This is a genomic window from Aliirhizobium sp. YIM B11859, assembly GCF_057163345.1.
Genome location: NZ_JBXHAY010000002.1, coordinates 625,547 through 641,863, shown reverse-complemented (window position 1 = coordinate 641,863; position 16,317 = coordinate 625,547). Strand labels below are relative to the sequence as shown.

General features: G+C 61.9%; 16 protein-coding genes. 6 read left to right on the top strand and 10 right to left on the bottom strand.

Going from position 1 to position 16,317, the window contains the following annotated elements; all coding sequences use genetic code 11:
• Positions 1 to 16 precede the first annotated feature (16 nt).
• The 7 genes from AC2GXZ_RS09330 to AC2GXZ_RS09300 all read right to left on the bottom strand — a co-directional run bounded on the left by AC2GXZ_RS09330 (position 17) and on the right by AC2GXZ_RS09300 (position 4,190).
• A complete protein-coding gene (locus AC2GXZ_RS09330) occupies positions 17 to 637 on the bottom strand; it encodes a Maf-like protein (RefSeq protein WP_483758878.1) in 621 nt (206 codons plus the stop codon).
• Positions 638 to 663: 26 nt separating this feature from the next.
• Positions 664 to 882, bottom strand: coding sequence for a translation initiation factor IF-1 (gene infA / locus AC2GXZ_RS09325; RefSeq protein ID WP_004435948.1), 219 nt, complete (start codon positions 880 to 882; stop codon positions 664 to 666).
• A gap of 132 nt (positions 883 to 1,014) precedes the next feature.
• Positions 1,015 to 1,506 (bottom strand): arsenate-mycothiol transferase ArsC, encoded by a 492-nt coding sequence (locus tag AC2GXZ_RS09320; protein WP_483758877.1) that lies wholly within the window; start codon positions 1,504 to 1,506, stop codon positions 1,015 to 1,017.
• A gap of 2 nt (positions 1,507 to 1,508) precedes the next feature.
• A complete protein-coding gene (locus tag AC2GXZ_RS09315; RefSeq protein ID WP_483758876.1) occupies positions 1,509 to 1,982 on the bottom strand; it encodes a UPF0262 family protein in 474 nt (157 codons plus the stop codon).
• A 3-nt stretch (positions 1,983 to 1,985) separates the two neighbouring features.
• Positions 1,986 to 3,284 carry a histidinol dehydrogenase gene (gene hisD / locus AC2GXZ_RS09310; protein WP_483758875.1) on the bottom strand — a complete coding sequence of 433 codons (1,299 nt, stop codon included), beginning with the start codon at positions 3,282 to 3,284 and terminating at the stop codon, positions 1,986 to 1,988.
• Between the two features lie 56 nt (positions 3,285 to 3,340).
• Positions 3,341 to 3,772, bottom strand: a complete 432-nt coding sequence (locus AC2GXZ_RS09305) for a DUF2948 family protein (RefSeq protein ID WP_483758874.1) — start codon at positions 3,770 to 3,772, stop codon at positions 3,341 to 3,343.
• A gap of 169 nt (positions 3,773 to 3,941) precedes the next feature.
• Positions 3,942 to 4,190 (bottom strand): hypothetical protein, encoded by a 249-nt coding sequence (locus AC2GXZ_RS09300; RefSeq protein ID WP_483758873.1) that lies wholly within the window; start codon positions 4,188 to 4,190, stop codon positions 3,942 to 3,944.
• Between the two features lie 152 nt (positions 4,191 to 4,342).
• Here AC2GXZ_RS09300 and AC2GXZ_RS09295 point away from each other — a divergent pair, with 152 nt between their 5' ends.
• Entirely contained in the window at positions 4,343 to 4,891 is a 549-nt protein-coding gene (locus tag AC2GXZ_RS09295) for a DNA-3-methyladenine glycosylase (protein ID WP_483758872.1), read from the top strand.
• A 117-nt stretch (positions 4,892 to 5,008) separates the two neighbouring features.
• Positions 5,009 to 5,230: a hypothetical protein gene (locus AC2GXZ_RS09290; protein WP_483758871.1), complete on the top strand. Its 222-nt coding sequence runs from the start codon at positions 5,009 to 5,011 to the stop codon at positions 5,228 to 5,230.
• 40 nt (positions 5,231 to 5,270) lie between these two features.
• Here AC2GXZ_RS09290 and AC2GXZ_RS09285 read toward each other — a convergent pair whose 3' ends face one another.
• From AC2GXZ_RS09285 to bcsN, 3 genes are read right to left on the bottom strand one after another with little or no spacing between them, the layout of a single operon-like run.
• A complete protein-coding gene (locus AC2GXZ_RS09285) occupies positions 5,271 to 7,817 on the bottom strand; it encodes a cellulose biosynthesis cyclic di-GMP-binding regulatory protein BcsB (protein ID WP_483758870.1) in 2,547 nt (848 codons plus the stop codon).
• Between the two features lie 9 nt (positions 7,818 to 7,826).
• Positions 7,827 to 10,004 carry a UDP-forming cellulose synthase catalytic subunit gene (gene bcsA / locus AC2GXZ_RS09280; protein WP_483758869.1) on the bottom strand — a complete coding sequence of 726 codons (2,178 nt, stop codon included), beginning with the start codon at positions 10,002 to 10,004 and terminating at the stop codon, positions 7,827 to 7,829.
• A 40-nt stretch (positions 10,005 to 10,044) separates the two neighbouring features.
• The gene (gene bcsN, locus AC2GXZ_RS09275; protein WP_483758868.1) at positions 10,045 to 11,112 is read right to left on the bottom strand and encodes a cellulose biosynthesis protein BcsN; all 1,068 of its coding nucleotides are present in this window, start codon (positions 11,110 to 11,112) and stop codon (positions 10,045 to 10,047) included.
• Positions 11,113 to 11,361: 249 nt separating this feature from the next.
• Here bcsN and AC2GXZ_RS09270 point away from each other — a divergent pair, with 249 nt between their 5' ends.
• The 4 genes from AC2GXZ_RS09270 (at position 11,362) to cheY1 (ending at position 16,303) form a co-directional block, all read left to right on the top strand.
• A complete protein-coding gene (locus AC2GXZ_RS09270) occupies positions 11,362 to 13,647 on the top strand; it encodes a tetratricopeptide repeat protein (protein ID WP_483758867.1) in 2,286 nt (761 codons plus the stop codon).
• A 372-nt stretch (positions 13,648 to 14,019) separates the two neighbouring features.
• The gene (locus AC2GXZ_RS09265; protein ID WP_483759389.1) at positions 14,020 to 15,642 is read left to right on the top strand and encodes a globin-coupled sensor protein; all 1,623 of its coding nucleotides are present in this window, start codon (positions 14,020 to 14,022) and stop codon (positions 15,640 to 15,642) included.
• A complete protein-coding gene (locus AC2GXZ_RS09260; protein ID WP_483758866.1) occupies positions 15,642 to 15,935 on the top strand; it encodes an STAS domain-containing protein in 294 nt (97 codons plus the stop codon). The genes AC2GXZ_RS09265 and AC2GXZ_RS09260 overlap by 1 nt, the downstream gene beginning before the upstream one ends.
• 2 nt (positions 15,936 to 15,937) lie before the next feature.
• The gene (gene cheY1 / locus AC2GXZ_RS09255; RefSeq protein ID WP_119938787.1) at positions 15,938 to 16,303 is read left to right on the top strand and encodes a chemotaxis response regulator CheY1; all 366 of its coding nucleotides are present in this window, start codon (positions 15,938 to 15,940) and stop codon (positions 16,301 to 16,303) included.
• The last annotated feature ends 14 nt before the right edge of the window (positions 16,304 to 16,317 follow it).

Genomic DNA, 16,317 nt, shown 5'->3' with positions numbered 1-16,317 from the left:
GCGGGACTTTATGAGATCAGGCTTCCGGCCAGCCCTGTGCCACGTCAAAACCTTCGCCGGCAAGCAGCGTCGTCACCTCGTGCAGCGGCAGCCCGACGACATTGCTGTAGGACCCGACGAGCTTCTGCACGAAGGCGCCGGCAATGCCCTGGATCGCATAGGCGCCGGCCTTGCCGCGCCACTGGCCGGATGCGATGTAGTTTTCGATCTCGCGAGCCGAAAGCCGCTTGAAGCGCACTTTCGTTTCGACCACCTTCTGGCGAAACTGCCCGCCGGGGGTGACCAGGCAGATACCGGTATAGACCCAGTGGCCGCGACCGGAGAGAAGATTGAGCGCCGATGACGCCTCTTCCGTATACTCGGTTTTTTCAAGGATACGCCGGCCAACCGCGACGACCGTGTCGGCAGACAGGATATAGCTGTGCCGCCACGCAGGATCATCCTTGGTCGCCCGATAAGCGGCTTCCGCCTTCTCGGCCGACAGGCGCCGCGCCAGCGAGCGCGGATGTTCGGCTCGCTTCGGCGTTTCGTCTATATCCATCGGCATCAGCCGTGCGGGCTCGATACCGACCTGATTGAGCAGGTCGAGGCGGCGCGGCGAACCGGATGCCAGTATCAGCTTTTGTTCGAGCGCCATGGTGATACTCAACCCCGCCGAACCGCTTACTTGAAGCGGTAGGTGATGCGGCCCTTGGTGAGGTCGTAAGGTGTCATTTCGACCAGTACCTTGTCACCTGCGAGCACGCGGATACGGTTCTTGCGCATGCGGCCTGCCGTGTGGGCGATGATTTCGTGTTCGTTTTCGAGCTTCACCCGGAAGGTCGCATTCGGCAGCAGTTCCGTGACGACGCCCGGAAATTCAAGGACTTCTTCTTTAGCCATTTACTGGTGTTCTTTCTGTGGTTGATAGCAGGCCTGGTCAGGTTTTCTCGAACCGGCGCCGCAAAATTGGGCGGAAACTACACAATCGTGTCCGCTTTGTGAACCTCGCTTCACATCTATTCTTGTCAGCCGTCAACCACTGGCCGGTGGCGGGCGGCGAATGGGCTTCATCCGCTTGTCGATTAGCTTCCAGAGATGGTCGCGGACCTCCCGATAGGCATCGAGCATCTGCTCCCGCGTTCCGGTGACGACGGTCGGATCCATGGTCGGCCAATAGACGACATCGACGGCACTGGAACGGGTAAGCTCCAGCGCGACGTGATGCGCTTCCGGCGCAAGTGTCACGATCAGGTCGAAGAAATCGTCCTCTATCTCTTCCAGAGTACGCGGCCGGTGCGGCCGCTTGTGGTTGAGAGAAAGACCGACCTCTTCCAGCACGACATCGACGAAGGGATCCGGTTCGCCGGAGCGCACGCCGGCAGACTGTATGTATATATCGGGTTGAAGCAGGCTTTTTGCAATGGCTTCGGCCATCGGCGAACGGATCGAGTTCTGTCCGCACATGAACAGGATCGCCGTCGGAATGCCGATCGTCTGTTTCCTGTTCGGTGCGTCAATGGCCATCGTCAGCCGCGCCAGTAGAGCACGCAGACAAGCGTGAACAGCCGCCTTGCGGTATCGAAATCAACGCCGATCTTGCCGTCGAAACGGTCCATCAAGGTCTGCGAACCTTCGTTGTGAATACCGCGGCGACCCATGTCGATCGCCTCGATACGGCTCGGCGTCGCCGTCTTGATCGCCTCATAATAGCTTTCGCACACCAGGAAATAGTCCTTGATGATCCGCCTGAACGGCGTCAGCGAAAGAATATGGGTGGCGACATCCTCGTCGCCCTCGGTGGTGATCGTCAGAACCAGCCGCGCGCTGGCCAGCGAAAGGCGCAGTTTGTAGGGTCCGCCTGCGTGACCGAAAGGCGTGAACGAGTTCTCCTCGACCAGATCGAATATGGCGACAGCCCGCTCGTGCTCGACATCGGGGGTGGAGCGCCCGATCGAGTCGTCCAGGACGACGTCGCAGAGACGGAACTCCCCGGTGCCCATCCCTCAGTCTCCGGGGTTCAAACGAATGGACACCGAACGGGCATGGCCATCCAGCCCCTCGGAAGTCGCCAGCGTGATGGCGGCCGGGGCAAGTTGACGCAGCTGGTCGACCCCAAGCCGCAGGATCGACGACCGCTTGACGAAATCGAGCACGCCGAGGCCGGACGAAAAGCGCGCCGAACGCGCCGTTGGCAGAACATGGTTCGACCCGCCGACATAATCGCCGATCACTTCCGGCGTATGGCGGCCGACAAAGATCGCGCCGGCATTGCGGATGCCGGGCATCAGTGCCTCCGGATCGGCAACCGCGAGTTCGAGATGTTCGGCGGCGATCCGGTTGGCGAGCGGCAGCGCCTTCTGGAAACTCTCGATCAGGATCACCGCGCCGAAGTCGCGCCAGCTGGCGGTCGCGATTTCCGACCGGGACAGGGTCTTTAACTGCCGCTCGACGGCAGCCTCGACCGCGTGGCCGAAATCCGCATCATCGGTCATCAGGATAGATTGGGCGCCGGCATCGTGTTCGGCCTGGGCGAGAAGATCGGCGGCGATCCAGTCCGGATCGTTGTCCTTGTCGGCAATCACCAGCACTTCCGATGGGCCGGCGATCATGTCGATGCCGACCGTGCCGAATACCTGGCGTTTGGCGGCTGCCACATAGGCATTGCCGGGACCGACGATCTTGGCCACCGGCGCAATCGTCTCGGTGCCATAGGCAAGCGCTGCCACGGCCTGCGCTCCGCCGACCCGGTAGATCTCGGTGACGCCGGCAATCCGGGCAGCCGTCAATACGGCGGGGTTGATCTTGCCGCCGCCGGCCGGCACGACCATGACCAGGCGCGGCACGCCGGCAACCCTTGCCGGCACGGCATTCATCAACACCGAGCTCGGATAGCTCGCGGTACCACCTGGAACATAAAGTCCGACGGCTTCGATCGCCGTCCAGCGGGAGCCGAGCCCGACGCCGATCTCGTCTTCGTAGATGTCGTCCTTCGGCATCTGCCGGGCGTGGTGTTTTTCGATCCGCGCCGCTGCAAGCTTCAATGCGTCGATGACGGTGGCATCGGTAGCGGCCACCGCGGCGTCGATCTCTGCCTCGGTGATCCGGATGCCGTCCTTCGCCAGGTCGACCTTGTCGAAACGCGCCGAATATTCGATCAGCGCCGCATCACCGCGGCCACGCACGTCATCGATGATCAGTTTGACGACGGCATTGACGTCTTCCGAGACCTCGCGCTTGGTTGATAGAAACGCCGCAAAGCGGGTTTCGAAATCCTCGGATGTCTGTTCAAGCCAGCTTGCCACGCGGGTCGTCCTTCCCATTCCACTGCCGTCATTCGATGGCCGGTCAGGGATCCGGGTCAGGGATGCTGCGGCCTCGATGCGGTTTCCCACGCGCCGCCGATATCCGCAAGTGCGACTTCAATGCATTCAACATCCAGAGCGATCGTACCGCCGCCGGAAAGCACCAGTTCGATCGTGCCTTCGGGACCTTCGCCCTTCTGTAAGAAGCGCAGCGCCATAAGTGAAAGCACGTCCTCCGGCCGGTTGCGGTTGATGCCCGTCGAGCGGACGGCTTCGACCCGTTTCAGCACGATGGCTGCGCGGTGTCGCTCAAAGCCCTTGCGTTTGCCCTCTGCCGCCGCCCAGTCGAAGCGATTGGCCGCAAGCGAAAATGTACGGTCGGACGAGGACCAGTGCACGTCTTCCAGCTTGAACACTGCATCCTGCATATGGGCGGATACGACGCCCAGATCATCCGTATCGAGAGCCAGAAGCTTGAGCCCGGTCATGCGCGTTATTCCATCCTTCCCGGCTGGTCGGGGACTGCCATCGGCAGTCCATTGTTCCATGACTAGGGAGATAGGATGGCCGGCCGCGTGAAGCAACCACGCCTTGCGAACTCTTCGTCGTTGAAGCGGGGGATGAAGCGATCATGCGCCGGGTTTTGCGGGCGATGCGTCAGGCCGATTCGGCCATTGCCAGATCCTGCCCGAATGGCCGCAATGTCCGGTTGGTCTTGACGATCGTATGGATGAGCACATCGTCGTCGCGGATGCCCATCTGGTAGAAACGGATCGCCATGGCGGCGAGGCGTTCGGAAGCCGGGTCGTGACGCGACATGCACGCGATATAGCGGGCGGTCTCGAAGATCGTCTGCAGGCGCTCCAGTTCGTCCGGTCCGATCGGCTCGTAGCTTGCTGTCTTCAACAGTCCCATTCCTTGCCTACCTCAAGGATATTTTAGATTAATCTAATAGGCGCAGATTTTGCGGCGATGTGAAAGAGGGCGGGGCAAACAACCCTAAAGGATGGTAAACCGACACATGCCGCCTGTCGCAAAGACTGGCATAAGGAGACGGCATGGAACCGCAGTTTTTCGACCGATCGGCTGTCGAGGTGGCACATGATCTGATCGGTGTCGGGCTGCATGTCGAAAATATGGGCGGCATCATCGTCGAGACGGAAGCCTACGAGCCCGATGATCCGGCCTCGCACAGTTACAAAGGCGAGAGCCTGCGTACCCGCGCCATGTTCGGGGCGGCCGGGCACGCCTATGTCTATCGGTCCTACGGCATCCACTGGTGCCTGAATTTCGTCTGCCGGCCGGGCAGCGCCGTTCTGATCCGCGCGCTTCAACCGGTTTCGGGTCTTGCAGAAATGGAGATGCGGCGCGGGCGAGGCGATCCGCTTCTGCTGTGTTCAGGTCCGGGCCGCCTCTGCCAGGCGCTGGGCGTCGATATCGGCCATGACGGTATGTCGCTGTTCAAGCCTCCGTTCGACCTGTCTGATCCCGCCGAACCGGCGCTGGTTTCGATCGGCAAGCGGATCGGCATTTCCCAGGCGGTCGATCGCCCCTGGCGTTTCGGATTGCAGGGGTCGCCCTATCTCAGCCGGCGTTTTCCCGGCTAGGCACAGCCCGGTTCGGCGATCGACGGCTGTGGCATGAAGGAGATCGCGACATCCGAAAGCTTGCCTTGTTGAAACCATCCGATAAATGACAGCACGACAATCCGGCGGAGACTAGCCATGGACGACATGATGCAGATCGACAATCGCGGCGATTTCGGCCTCTGGGCCATCGAAGTCGCCAAACAGCTCGTCAGCGAGCAGGGCTTCGAGCTTGCCAGGGCGGCTCGCGACGGCAGCGAGGAAGAGCTCCGCCAGGCTGGCAACGCACTCGGACAGGCCATCACCAATGCGATGATGGAAGTCTTTGATGGCTTGACCGAGCATCTCCCGGAAGACTGACCGCCGCTGCGATCAGTCCACCGATTTTTGACCTGATGCGTCAGCGGCGCCCGAGCAGGCTGAGCAGCCCGCCCGTTGCCAGACCCAGCAGCAGGCTTCCGGCAGCCAGAAGCAGGGCATAGGACATGATATTGTCCGAAAGCCAGTTGGCCGCGATCAGCCGCGCATTCGCGAAGCTGATATCGATTGTCGGCATGAAGCGGAACCAGCTGACAGGAACCCTGCCCATTTCCTTGTCCGACCCGCTATAGATGGCAATGCGGCCGCCGAGCTTCTCCCATTCCGCGCGGGAGGAGACCTTTTGCATGCTTTCATCAAGTTCCGTCGCGTCGGGTGCAAGCACGGCGGTCCAGGTGCCAAGACCGGTCGGGTCGCTCTCCTGCGCCACGATCAGCTGTGCCGATCTGGGCGGTTTGTAGAGTTCATCGGTGGCCGGCGCGAAACGGAGGGCGGAAAGCGACAGGTCGTAATTTTCCTTGGCCCAGTCGCTGATCTCGGCGAACTGCCGGCTGAGGAAATTGCTGTCGGCCCGCTGCTGCCAGTCCTGCAGGTTGATGCCGGGTGCGGTGATTGTGTGAGGCGTCAGATCAGGGCTCCAGCTGTTACGGCTGTCCTGATCGATTTTCAGCTGTGAAAGGACGTTGAGCGGCATTTCAGATATGCCGCCGACGAAGATCGCGTTGCGTTCCGTCATGCGTGCAGCCGAGATCGTCACGTTGAAGGGAATGACGCGATGCGCGGCAATCGCCACCTTGCCGGCAAAGGTCGCTGCCGCCGAAAGGGTCGGTTCGTCGATCCGCCCGAGGAACAGCGACACAGGCTGCTGTTCACGGGAATAGGGAAAGCCGGTGCCGATCGTGGCAGCGACGTTCGGCACCTGTGCGATGCGGGCAAAATCCGGCATGTGGAACTGCGAGGTGCCGAAGATCGCAAAGCGCGGCTTGTCTTCGCTGCTCGCGCCGGGGGCGCAGGCGGCATCGGCGGCGGTACGAAGTGCCGCCTCGACGGTGATCGTGTTCACGCCGGGGCGGAAATGCCGCAGTGTCAGCTTGATCGGCAGATGCCTCAGTATCGCTCCACCCGCCGAGGTGATCGGCACGGTCGAGGCGATATTGCCGTTGACGAAGATGTCGAGATGGCTGCCCGGCAATACATCGGGCGTATAGGCGGCATCGAGCAGGATGCGGGCCTCGCCATAAGCATTGGCGTAGAAGTCGGCTGGAACACCTATGGTGAAGCTGCTGCGGAACAGGCGGCCGCTGAATTCCTGGCTGTTGACGCCGAGCGTCGAAAAATCGAGCACCGAGTCGGAAAACAGGAAAGGTGTGTCCGCGCCGCGCCAGCTTTCCGTCGACAGCATGTCCCGGCGTTCCATCGATCCGCCGTCGATCGATGCGATGAAGCTGTCGATCAACCCGTTGATCGATGGCCAGCTCGGGCCGGACAGCACCAGCGCCGAGACACCGCTCTGGCCCGGATAATCGATGAAGCTCGCCATCGCGACGTTGTTGGCGGCCGGTGTCAGTTGCGGAAGCACGGGCCGCAGCTCGTCGGTCGTCCCGACAAACACGGCGACTTCGCCCGGCTGGATGGAGCCGTCCGCCTGCCGTCGGAAGCTGAACGACTGGCTGGGCATCCCGCCCACCAGCGAAAGCCCCTGGGAAAGCCGCATCAGCGGATCGGTCGCGCCCAGCTGATCGAGCGCCGGCGCGATGATCCTGAAGCGTGTATTGCCCTTGCCATCGACACCGATGGCTCTGAGGTCGTCGAGTGTCCCCAGCCGGCGGTCGTTGGCACCGTCGAAGGAGAGGTAGGTTCCCGCCGGGTCGATATCCGTCCACAATTCGTAGGTGGATTCGATCGTGCAGTCGGTGCGGTGACGCTGGCTGGCGCCGACCCGGACCATGTTGCCGCCCGCCTTGAGAAGGCCGGCCGGGATTTCGAAGCTCCGCTCGGCCGGCCGTTCGGCCGATGCGATCGGTTCGGCGACGATCACCACGTCATTGATCGTGATCGTTAGCTTCGAGGTTTCCGGCGCGACGAAAATGGAGTTCTGATAGGCGACATGCAGTTTCGCGGCGCGGCCTGCCTGCTCGGCGGTGAGATAGACTGACCACGAGCGCTGTTCGATCTCGCCGTTCAGGCGCATGTCCGAAAACGGCAGCAGGTAACGCCGTGTCTGGTCGGGCGCCGTTGCCGCGGCCTGCTGCGAGGGTTGAGCCTGGGTAGGGGAGGCCGATGCAGGAGCGGCAGGCGCCTGGGCGGGCGAAACAGGGGCAGTCCTAATCGGTGCCGCCTGTTGCATCTCGCCCGGCCGTGGCGGCTGCGCGCTCCACTGGGCGGGCGTCTGCTGTTGCGGCAAGGGATTTTGCTGGACAGGCCTTGCAGGCGTGACGGCCGCCGGCGGCTGCAACGACTGTGGTGATTGGGATGATGGAGGCGGCGAATTGGGTACCGTCTGGATACCCTGGTCGCGCCGTTCCGCTCCCATGTCGAAGGGAGTGGCACCAGCTTGCCCGGTTCCCTGCTGGGCGAGCGCCGGTGTAGCGGCAAGCGCGGCCAGCGCGATGACGATGAGCTTGTTCATGTCGCGCTCCTAACCGTTTTCCGAACCGCGGGACTTGCTGATGTCCCGCATCAGGTAACCCAGTCCGCGGCTTGTCTGGTAGACGGCAAGCCACAGGAACCAGAAGGTTCCGCGGAACAGGCCCGGATTTTTGCGGCGCGATGTCTGGAACTGGGTCCACTGTGCAGAATTGGCAAACATCAGGTCGGCGATCAGTCGGTGATCGACGGCTTGCTGCGGCATGTAGCGGCAGCCGAGCGAGGTCACATCCCCGGTCCGGTCGAAATTGCGGATCTCGACCGGCAATTCGCTGACCGGAAGGTCACTGAGAGGCTGGAAGCGGATCTGCGCCATCGTGTCGTTGGCAATCCCCGTCGCACCTTCGGTATAGACCTCCAGCGATGCCCCTTGCACCGAGACGTTGTTGATCGTCGCGGTGAACCACTTGCCGTCGACGCCGAGTTCGCAGCGGCGGCTGACCTTGACGCGACGCGATGCCTGCCGTTCGCCCCGTTCCGACACAACCCCGAGCGCCGCGCCGGCAATGATGATGTTCAGCAGGTTCCAGCCACCGACGACCATCGTCACGTCGGCTTTAAACGGTTCGGTATAGAGCTTGTAGATGCTCATCGCGAGCGCCACGATCAGGATGAAGAAGATCACGAAGAACGGCCGGCTGACCTCCGAAAGGCGGCTGACGGCGACCGACTCGTCCTTGGCCGTCACCTTGAAGGTCGGCGAGCGCGGATTGAGCATCACCGAAATGACGGCTGGCAGCAGATGCACGGTTTGCACATATTCGTAGAGTTCGGAAATCCACGGCCAGCGGAACGATCCGTAGAGATAGTTCTGCATCATCATGTTCACCGCCATGTAGGTCAGCGAATAGACGAGGAACTCGCCGCCCGACGAGGTGAAGATTTCGAGGTCGAAGAAGATGTAGAACAACGGCGCGAACAGAAAGATCGTTCGCGGGAAGGGGAACAGCCAGAACAGCGTCGAGGACATGTAGCAGAGACGTTGGGCCAAAGAGAGGCCACGCTTCAAGGGCGGGAAGCGGAAGCGCAGGATCTGCATCATGCCCTGTGCCCAGCGTGAGCGCTGGCCGATGAAGCTGGCAAACGTCGCCGGCTGAAGGCCCGCGATCAGAGGGCGGTCGACATAGATGCTGTTCCAGCCGAGGCCGTGCAGGTCGAGCGCCGTCTCGCAGTCCTCGGTGATGCTGACGCCGGAAAAGCCGTTGGAGACTTCCAGCGCCTTGCGGTTCAGGACCGCGGCCGAACCGCAGAAGAACGACGCGTTCCACTTGTCCAATCCGCGCTGGATGATGCCGTAGAACATCTCGTTCTCGCTCGGCATCTTTTCGAAGGTCTGCAGGTTGCGTTCGACCGGGTCCGGGTTGAGGAAGAAGTGCGGGGTCTGGACGAGGAAGAGTTTCGGATCGCTCTCGAAATAATGCACGGTTTCCAGAAGGAAGTCGCGCGTCGGCGCGTGGTCGGCGTCGAAGACGGCAATCAGGTCGCCGTTCGAATGGGCAAGCCCGTTGTTGAGATTGCCGGCCTTTGCATGCTCGTTGCGCTCGCGGGTGAGGTAGCGCACCCCGAGATCGTCGCAGAGCTGTTTGAGTTTTTCGTGGCGCGCTTCTGCGGCGCGGGCATCGGCGACATTGTTCGCCTTGCGCTTCTGGATCGTACCGCCGTCGTCGAGCAGCCAGACCGTCAGCTTGTCGGCTGGGTAGTCCATGTTGCGGGCGGCGGCCAGCGTATTGGCGAGAAGCTGTTCGTCCTCGTTATAGCTCGGGACGAAGACGTCGACTTTCGGCAGGTTGTCGTCGCTGCTTGACCGGCTGCTGGGTCGGGATGGCGGTAGCGGCATGGCGACGACGAACAGGCTGAGCGACAGCATCAGCACGCTGTACATCTCGGCTAGGTAGACGAGCATGCCGGGGATGAAGTTTTCCAGCTGGTTGACCGGCGGAAGCGTGCTGGTCGTGCGCCAGTAGACGTAACGCAGCACCATGCCGGTACCGAAGGCGAGTGCCACCAGCCGCCATTTGCCGCCGGCATCCAGAAGTTTGATGACCGCCATCACGGTGACGATCAGAATACTTGCGATCAGCTGCGTGCGCGTGTTGATCGGCAAGGTCACCAGAAGGATGATCATCGCGGTGGCGATGGCCCAGATGACGGCTGAATATAGTGTCCTCATGACGGACTACCTCAATGAGACCGGGCGGCGGAATGGCAAGTCAGCGGCAGGCAACCCCTGTTCCGCTGGTTGTCGTGGTACAGGATGGAGACGGCACGTTGACGCGTTGCCCGGCCGGCGCCGTCGCGGCGGTCGGCATGGCGTAGCCCGTTGCCGGGCGACCGGTCGCGGATAGATTGCCCGACGGATAACCAGACACACTGGCAGCACCCGCTGGCGCAGGCACCCTTGGGCGTTCCGGCGAAAACTCCGGTTCCGTCATCCGTGGCTGCGGCGCAACGACCGGGCGTGCGGGCTGGGCTCGGCGGATCCGGTTCCGCGGTGCGGGGGCAGCGGCTGCGCGTGGCGGCAATGTCTGGACGATCGGTTCCTGCGAAGCCGGGCGCGGATAGATCGGTGAACCGGTCGTACCGATCGCCGGGTTGAGGCCGCGCGATGCGCCATAAGGGTTCCACCCGGGCGCATCGACCGATGCGGTGATGGTGAAATTATACATCAGCGACAGCAGTTTCGCTTCGGTCGCATTCGCCTCGCACATCCGCACCCGGATCTGGATCACGCCATAGTTGGCGACCGGCGACATGCTCTGCGGCCGCGACCGGATCTGCTGCCATGCGTAGAGGCAGAGATCGGAGCCTGCGCCGCGCCCGAAAGCGTAGCCGAACGGGCCGTAAGCGTTCTGCACATAATATTGCGAACGCGCCATCGGCACCCGTGGCAATGCCTTGCGCATTTCCGCCGAGATGCGTCCGTCGGTGATCGAGTGTACGCCCAGACCATTGTCCGTCTGGCTGAACGTGCTCTCGGTGCCGAACATCTGGACCTTGATCAGGTTCTGGCCAGGTGTCGATGCGTTATTGGCCAGATAGATGTCCTGGCTGATTGCGTTGTCGAATCGCCGCTCGATGACGTTGATGACGCCGGGGCCGGCAGGCGGCGGCATGACGATCGCCTGTTCAGGCTCGGCGCTCTTGACGAAGGCCTCCGCCTGGATCGGCTTTCCGCCGCAACCGGCAAGCGTCAGCGACGCGAGCCCCATGAAAGTGGCAAGTACCGGGCGGATCACCCGCCGGTTTCTGGACGTCTTGGTAATGAGCCTGTCCGTCATCGAAATTCCAGTGTTGGGGGCTGCCACTCATTACTAATCTGCCCGCGTGCCTGCGAGGATCACCGCTTCGCCATTGTTATTCTGCGATGCAGCGACGAGTCACTTTGTCGTTTATTCGTGATTTCTTATTTACTGACGAAATCTAAATTGTTCGTTAACCATCTAGCCTCATTCTTTAACCATTCGAGCTCAAATCTGGGCTTGTAGACACGCGCCTTGATATTTGGACAGACAGGGACCGGAGTGCATATGCGATTTTCGCTGATCTCCTTGGCAGTTTTCGGTGTCGCGGTGGCGGCAATCGTCGTCTTCGAACGTCGACCGGCGGTCGACTTCGGCGAAGTGACCGGATCGCTGTCTGGCGGCGGTCAAATGTCCGCTGCGCGGGATGTCGACCGGACGAATCGCATTTCCACCCAGCTGCCGTCGCCCGATCAGAAATACCCGCGCGCTCCTCTCGTCATTGCACAGTCCCAACCGTCTGCCGGAAGTGCCGACGCATCGCCGCCACCGGCCGAGCATGCGCAGATCACGCCGCTGGCTTCCGCCGCCGCCGGGACCGCGGCGCCGCAGGTCGATGAAAGTGCGCTCCGATATTTCGCCGCCAGAGGCGACACCGCGCGTCTGCAGGCGGAAATTTCCCGTCTGCGTGCGCTTTACCCCAGCTGGACGCCACCATCCGATCCGCTTGCCGTACGCCCGACGACCGATGCGCAGCTTGAAAACATGTGGCAGCTTTATGCGCAGGCGCGTTATGACGACGTGCGAAAGGCGATCGCCGACCGCCAGGCAGGCGATGCCGGTTGGCAACCGCCGGCCGATCTTATCGATCGGTTGAAGCTTGCTGAGGCGCGCATGCGGCTGACGGCGGCATCGGATTCGAAAACCTATGAGGAGGTCATCCGGATCGCCGCGGAAAATCCGACGCTTTTGACCTGCAGCGAAGTCGATGTTCTCTGGCGACTGGCGGAAGCCTTTGCCGATACCGACCGCAAGACGCGCGCGCGCGACGCCTATCTCTATGTGCTGAGCAATTGCGACAGCCCTGCCGAGCGGCTGGCAACGGTCCAGAAGGCAAGCGAACTTCTCACCCCCGACATGATCGAGCAATTGCTGGCCAAGGAGCGCACCGGTGCCGACGGCCAGCCGGAATTCGACAGTCTGCGGGACGACCTCGCCCGCCGTCTTGTCGGCGAGGGCAATACCGACGCCAAGCTGGTCGTCGCGGACAAATACCTGACGCGCCTGGAAAAGCTGGCCGACAAGGACGAGCTTGCTTCCGATGCGCTCCTTCTCGGCTGGTATTATTATCGCCGCGATAATCTCGGTGGTGCCGAACGCTGGTTCCGCAAGGCCTTCACCAAGGAGGATACCGCGTCGGCCGCCGAAGGCCTGGCGCTGACGCTGACACGCCAGAATTCGCCGCTCGAAGCAGAAACGGTCCTTTACAAATGGCGCGACGACTCGCCGGGCGCGAAGGCGGCCTATATGGCAGCCGTTGCCAACCTCCTGGCGATCGACCCGCCACCGGTTCTTCAGGAACAGGTTCTGACCCGCATGGCACCGGTCGTGATCGAAACCAGGGATGCCGCCGCCGCACAGCAATTCGGCTGGTATGCGCGCTATATGCGTCAGCCTGGCACGGCGGCTCAGTGGTTTGCCGCGGCTCTCTCATGGAAACCGGATGACGAACCCTCTGCCTACGGCCTCGTGCTGAGCCGCAACGATCTCGGCGACAAGGGAGGCGTTGCAGCCATCCAGCGGACCTGGGCCGGGCGCTCCGAGCGTATCGCCAATCTGGGCGAAGACGATAACCGTCGTCAGGGTGACAACTATCTGGCGCAGGCATATGTCCAGCAGCCGACCCAACAGTATCAGACCCCGCAATATCCGGTTCAGCAGCAAGTCCGGCAGCCCTCTGTCCGACAGGCAAGTTCCGGTTATGCCGAAAATTATGCGCCGGCACCCGTGCGCAGAGCGGCACCGCGCGTGGTCCGCGCCGCGCCGACGCCGAATGCGCCGGCGACGCGCGGATGCACCAGCACCATTGACCCGCGGCAGCTGGCGCCGGAACAGGCCCTGACGCGAGGATGGTGCCTGATGGATCTCAACCGCCCGCTGGAAGCCGTTCAGGCTTTTGACGCTGCGGGCGCGGCATCCTCGCAGGCTGCAAGATCCGATGCCGCTTACGGCAAGAGCCTTGCCTATCTGCGCGTCGGCCTGACCGACAAGGCGGCCGCCGCCGCAACCACCGCACCGCAGAACAACACGCGGGCCGTCGAACTCCAGGCGGCGATCCTCTCCGACCGGGCTATCAATGCTTTCAAGTCGGGACGGTATCAGGAGACCCTGATTGCACTGGACCAGCGCGCCCAGATCGTGCCGGAGCAGACCGATCTGATGAGTATACGCGGTTACGCCTATATGAATGTCGGCCGCAAGCCGGATGCGATGCGGATATTCGAGGCACTTGCCAACCTTGGCAATCGCGATGGTTTGAGCGCTCTCGCCGACCAGACGACACCCGGCCATTGAGCCGGGTGAAACCCCTGCTTGTATAGGCCTTGCAGCGGTACCATCATGCCGCTGCATCCATAGTCATTCTGTAGCAAAACGGCGTTGCTCTACTATCTATTAACCTTCGGGCAAGGAATTAACCATACAAATTGGTTAGCACGGCGGAGTGGGACGACTGCGGTCTTCCCACCAGGCATGAAGCCACCAAAGCCGTACCGGTTTCAATCCGGTATCCTCTCATGAAATAGTCAGGAAAAACTGCGATGACCGCGTTTGCGCTGCACGGGATTACGTTCCCCTGTGCCGGTCGCTGATCGTTCGTCTCCAGCACCTGACCGGCATGGCTTATCTCAAGCCGCACTCGCGGAATGTTTGGTTTTGGGGACGATTTTGGTGCAGGATACGCCAAGCGATCAGGTGCGACGTGGCCAGGCGGGAAGCCTTGGCGAGAGACTGGCATTCGCCGGCCTCGACGGCGACCTGCGCGACCTGCTCCGCCGCTCCCGCCCAAAGCTTGAAGGGTATTTGAAAAACGGGCTGCGCGATCTCTTTCACCGCCTGCAGTCCTTTCCCGAAGCCTCGCGTCATTTCGAAAGCGAACAGCAGGTCGAACGGCTGAGCGATCTTCAGTCTTCCCACTGGTCGGTTCTGACCGATGCGCGCTTTGATGCGCTTTACGCCGATCGCGTCAAGGTTCTCTCCGATACCGAAAGCCGCATGGGTCTCGACCCCCGTTGGCACATTGCCGGCCATTCGGTGATGCTCGAACATCTCATCCTTGGCGCTGTCGAAGATCGCGCGCCGCGCTCATTTCTTCCCGGTGCCCGCAAGCGTGAACAGGAACTCAGGGACCTGCTCGCCGCCATCATGCGACTGGTCATGGTCGACGTCGAGATCGCCGTCTCGCTTCGCTTCAACGAGCTGCGCCAGAAGCACCAGCGCGCACTTGCCGAACAGCACGCCACCGACCAGGCGGAAGCGGTCGATACGTTTACGGCCGTGATTGCAGCACTTGCAGACCGCGATCTGACGGCTTCCCTTCCCGGCGAAATGCCGGATGCCTACCGCGAACTTGCCGATCTGCTGACGCAGGCCATCGGCGGCATGCGCCAATCGGTACAGGCGATCGGTTCCGCCAATGCCGAAGCCGCAGGTCTTGCCGGTGCGATGGCCGGAAATGCCTCCACATTCGCTGCCGCTTCGGAAGAGCAGGCGCGCCGCGCCGAGGCCGCGCATCAGGAGCTCCACCAGCTCTCGGTGCTCGTCAAGGAAAGCGTTGCCGGAACCTCCGTCGCCGAGAAGGCTGCCGCGGTAACGCGCCGGTCGGTTGAGGAAAGCGGCGAGATCGTTGGCCGCGCCATCACCGCCATGTCCGACATCGAGAAATCGGCTGAAAAGATCGGCGAGATCATCGGCGTGATCGACGATATCGCCTTCCAAACCAATCTCCTGGCATTGAATGCGGGTATCGAGGCGGCGCGTGCCGGCGATACGGGCAGGGGCTTTGCCGTGGTCGCCCAGGAAGTCCGCGCCCTTGCGCAGCGTTCTGCCGAAGCTGCCCGCGAAATCAAGACGCTGGTCACCGGCACAAAGGGGCAGGTCGATGCGGGCGTGCAGATGGTTCACCGCACGCAGACCGCGATTGGCGGCATCGTCCAGCAGGTCGGCGAAATCAACGATGCGATATCGGGTGTTGCCCGTCGCACCGTCGAGCAGGCCGACGGGATCGGCCGCGTCACGCTCGACATCGCCACGCTCAGCCAGGACATGAATGCCAATGCAAGCTTTGCCCGCAACTCGGGCGACAGCGCCGACGAATTGCATACCGTGATCCTCGAGCTTGGCCGCACGGTGCGCGAATTCCGTATCGCCCGTCAGAAAAGCTTCGATGACGATTATGACACGCGCCGCCCGGCAGCCCATGGCGCCGGGATCCCGGCTGCTGCCGAAAGACATTACGCTTTGGCCGAGGCCGAGGCTCAACCCCAATATAAACGGCAAGGAAGAAGCTGATGGCACCAAGAAAGGCCGCATCGGGAAGTCTGGCGCTCGCGTCGGTTCTCGACCTTAACGAGGCATCTGCGCTGCATGGCAAGCTGATGTCCATGCGCGGCAAGGATATCGCGATCGATGCATCGGCGGTGGAACGTGTCGGCGTCCAGTGCGCCCAGGTGCTCGTTGCCGGCGCCAAGGCATGGCAGGCGGACAAGAAGTCCTTTCAGGTGTCAAAGGCATCGGATGCCTTCACCAAGACGATGCAGCTGATCGGCATCAATGACGACAATTTGCTTGCTAAGGAGATCTAGCAATGAAGAAAAAAGTGCTGACCGTGGATGACTCGCGGACGATCCGGAACATGCTTCTGGTAACGCTCAACAATGCCGGTTTCGAAACGATCCAGGCGGAAGACGGCGTCGAGGGCCTTGAGGTTCTCGAAGGTTGCGAGCCGGACGTCATCGTTACCGACATCAACATGCCGCGCCTCGACGGCTTCGGTTTTATCGAAGGTGTTCGCCGTAACGAGAAGTATCGCGCCATCCCGATCCTGGTCCTGACCACGGAAAGCGATGCCGAAAAGAAAAACCGCGCGCGCCAGGCTGGTGCGACCGGCTGGATCGTCAAGCCTTTCGATCCTGCAAAGCTGATTGATGCGATCGAACGTGTAACCGCCTGAACCGGGAATTCTTC

Coding starts and splice junctions, on each gene's coding strand:
- infA (WP_004435948.1), bottom strand. CDS start 882: ATGGCTAAAGAAGAAGTCCTTGAATTTCCGGGCGTCGTCACGGAACTG.
- cheY1 (WP_119938787.1), top strand. CDS start 15,938: ATGAAGAAAAAAGTGCTGACCGTGGATGACTCGCGGACGATCCGGAAC.
- AC2GXZ_RS09330 (WP_483758878.1), bottom strand. CDS start 637: ATGGCGCTCGAACAAAAGCTGATACTGGCATCCGGTTCGCCGCGCCGC.
- AC2GXZ_RS09295 (WP_483758872.1), top strand. CDS start 4,343: ATGGAACCGCAGTTTTTCGACCGATCGGCTGTCGAGGTGGCACATGAT.
- AC2GXZ_RS09305 (WP_483758874.1), bottom strand. CDS start 3,772: ATGACCGGGCTCAAGCTTCTGGCTCTCGATACGGATGATCTGGGCGTC.
- AC2GXZ_RS09290 (WP_483758871.1), top strand. CDS start 5,009: ATGGACGACATGATGCAGATCGACAATCGCGGCGATTTCGGCCTCTGG.
- AC2GXZ_RS09315 (WP_483758876.1), bottom strand. CDS start 1,982: ATGGGCACCGGGGAGTTCCGTCTCTGCGACGTCGTCCTGGACGACTCG.
- AC2GXZ_RS09260 (WP_483758866.1), top strand. CDS start 15,642: ATGGCACCAAGAAAGGCCGCATCGGGAAGTCTGGCGCTCGCGTCGGTT.
- bcsA (WP_483758869.1), bottom strand. CDS start 10,004: ATGAGGACACTATATTCAGCCGTCATCTGGGCCATCGCCACCGCGATG.
- AC2GXZ_RS09285 (WP_483758870.1), bottom strand. CDS start 7,817: ATGAACAAGCTCATCGTCATCGCGCTGGCCGCGCTTGCCGCTACACCG.
- AC2GXZ_RS09320 (WP_483758877.1), bottom strand. CDS start 1,506: ATGGCCATTGACGCACCGAACAGGAAACAGACGATCGGCATTCCGACG.
- bcsN (WP_483758868.1), bottom strand. CDS start 11,112: ATGACGGACAGGCTCATTACCAAGACGTCCAGAAACCGGCGGGTGATC.
- AC2GXZ_RS09270 (WP_483758867.1), top strand. CDS start 11,362: ATGCGATTTTCGCTGATCTCCTTGGCAGTTTTCGGTGTCGCGGTGGCG.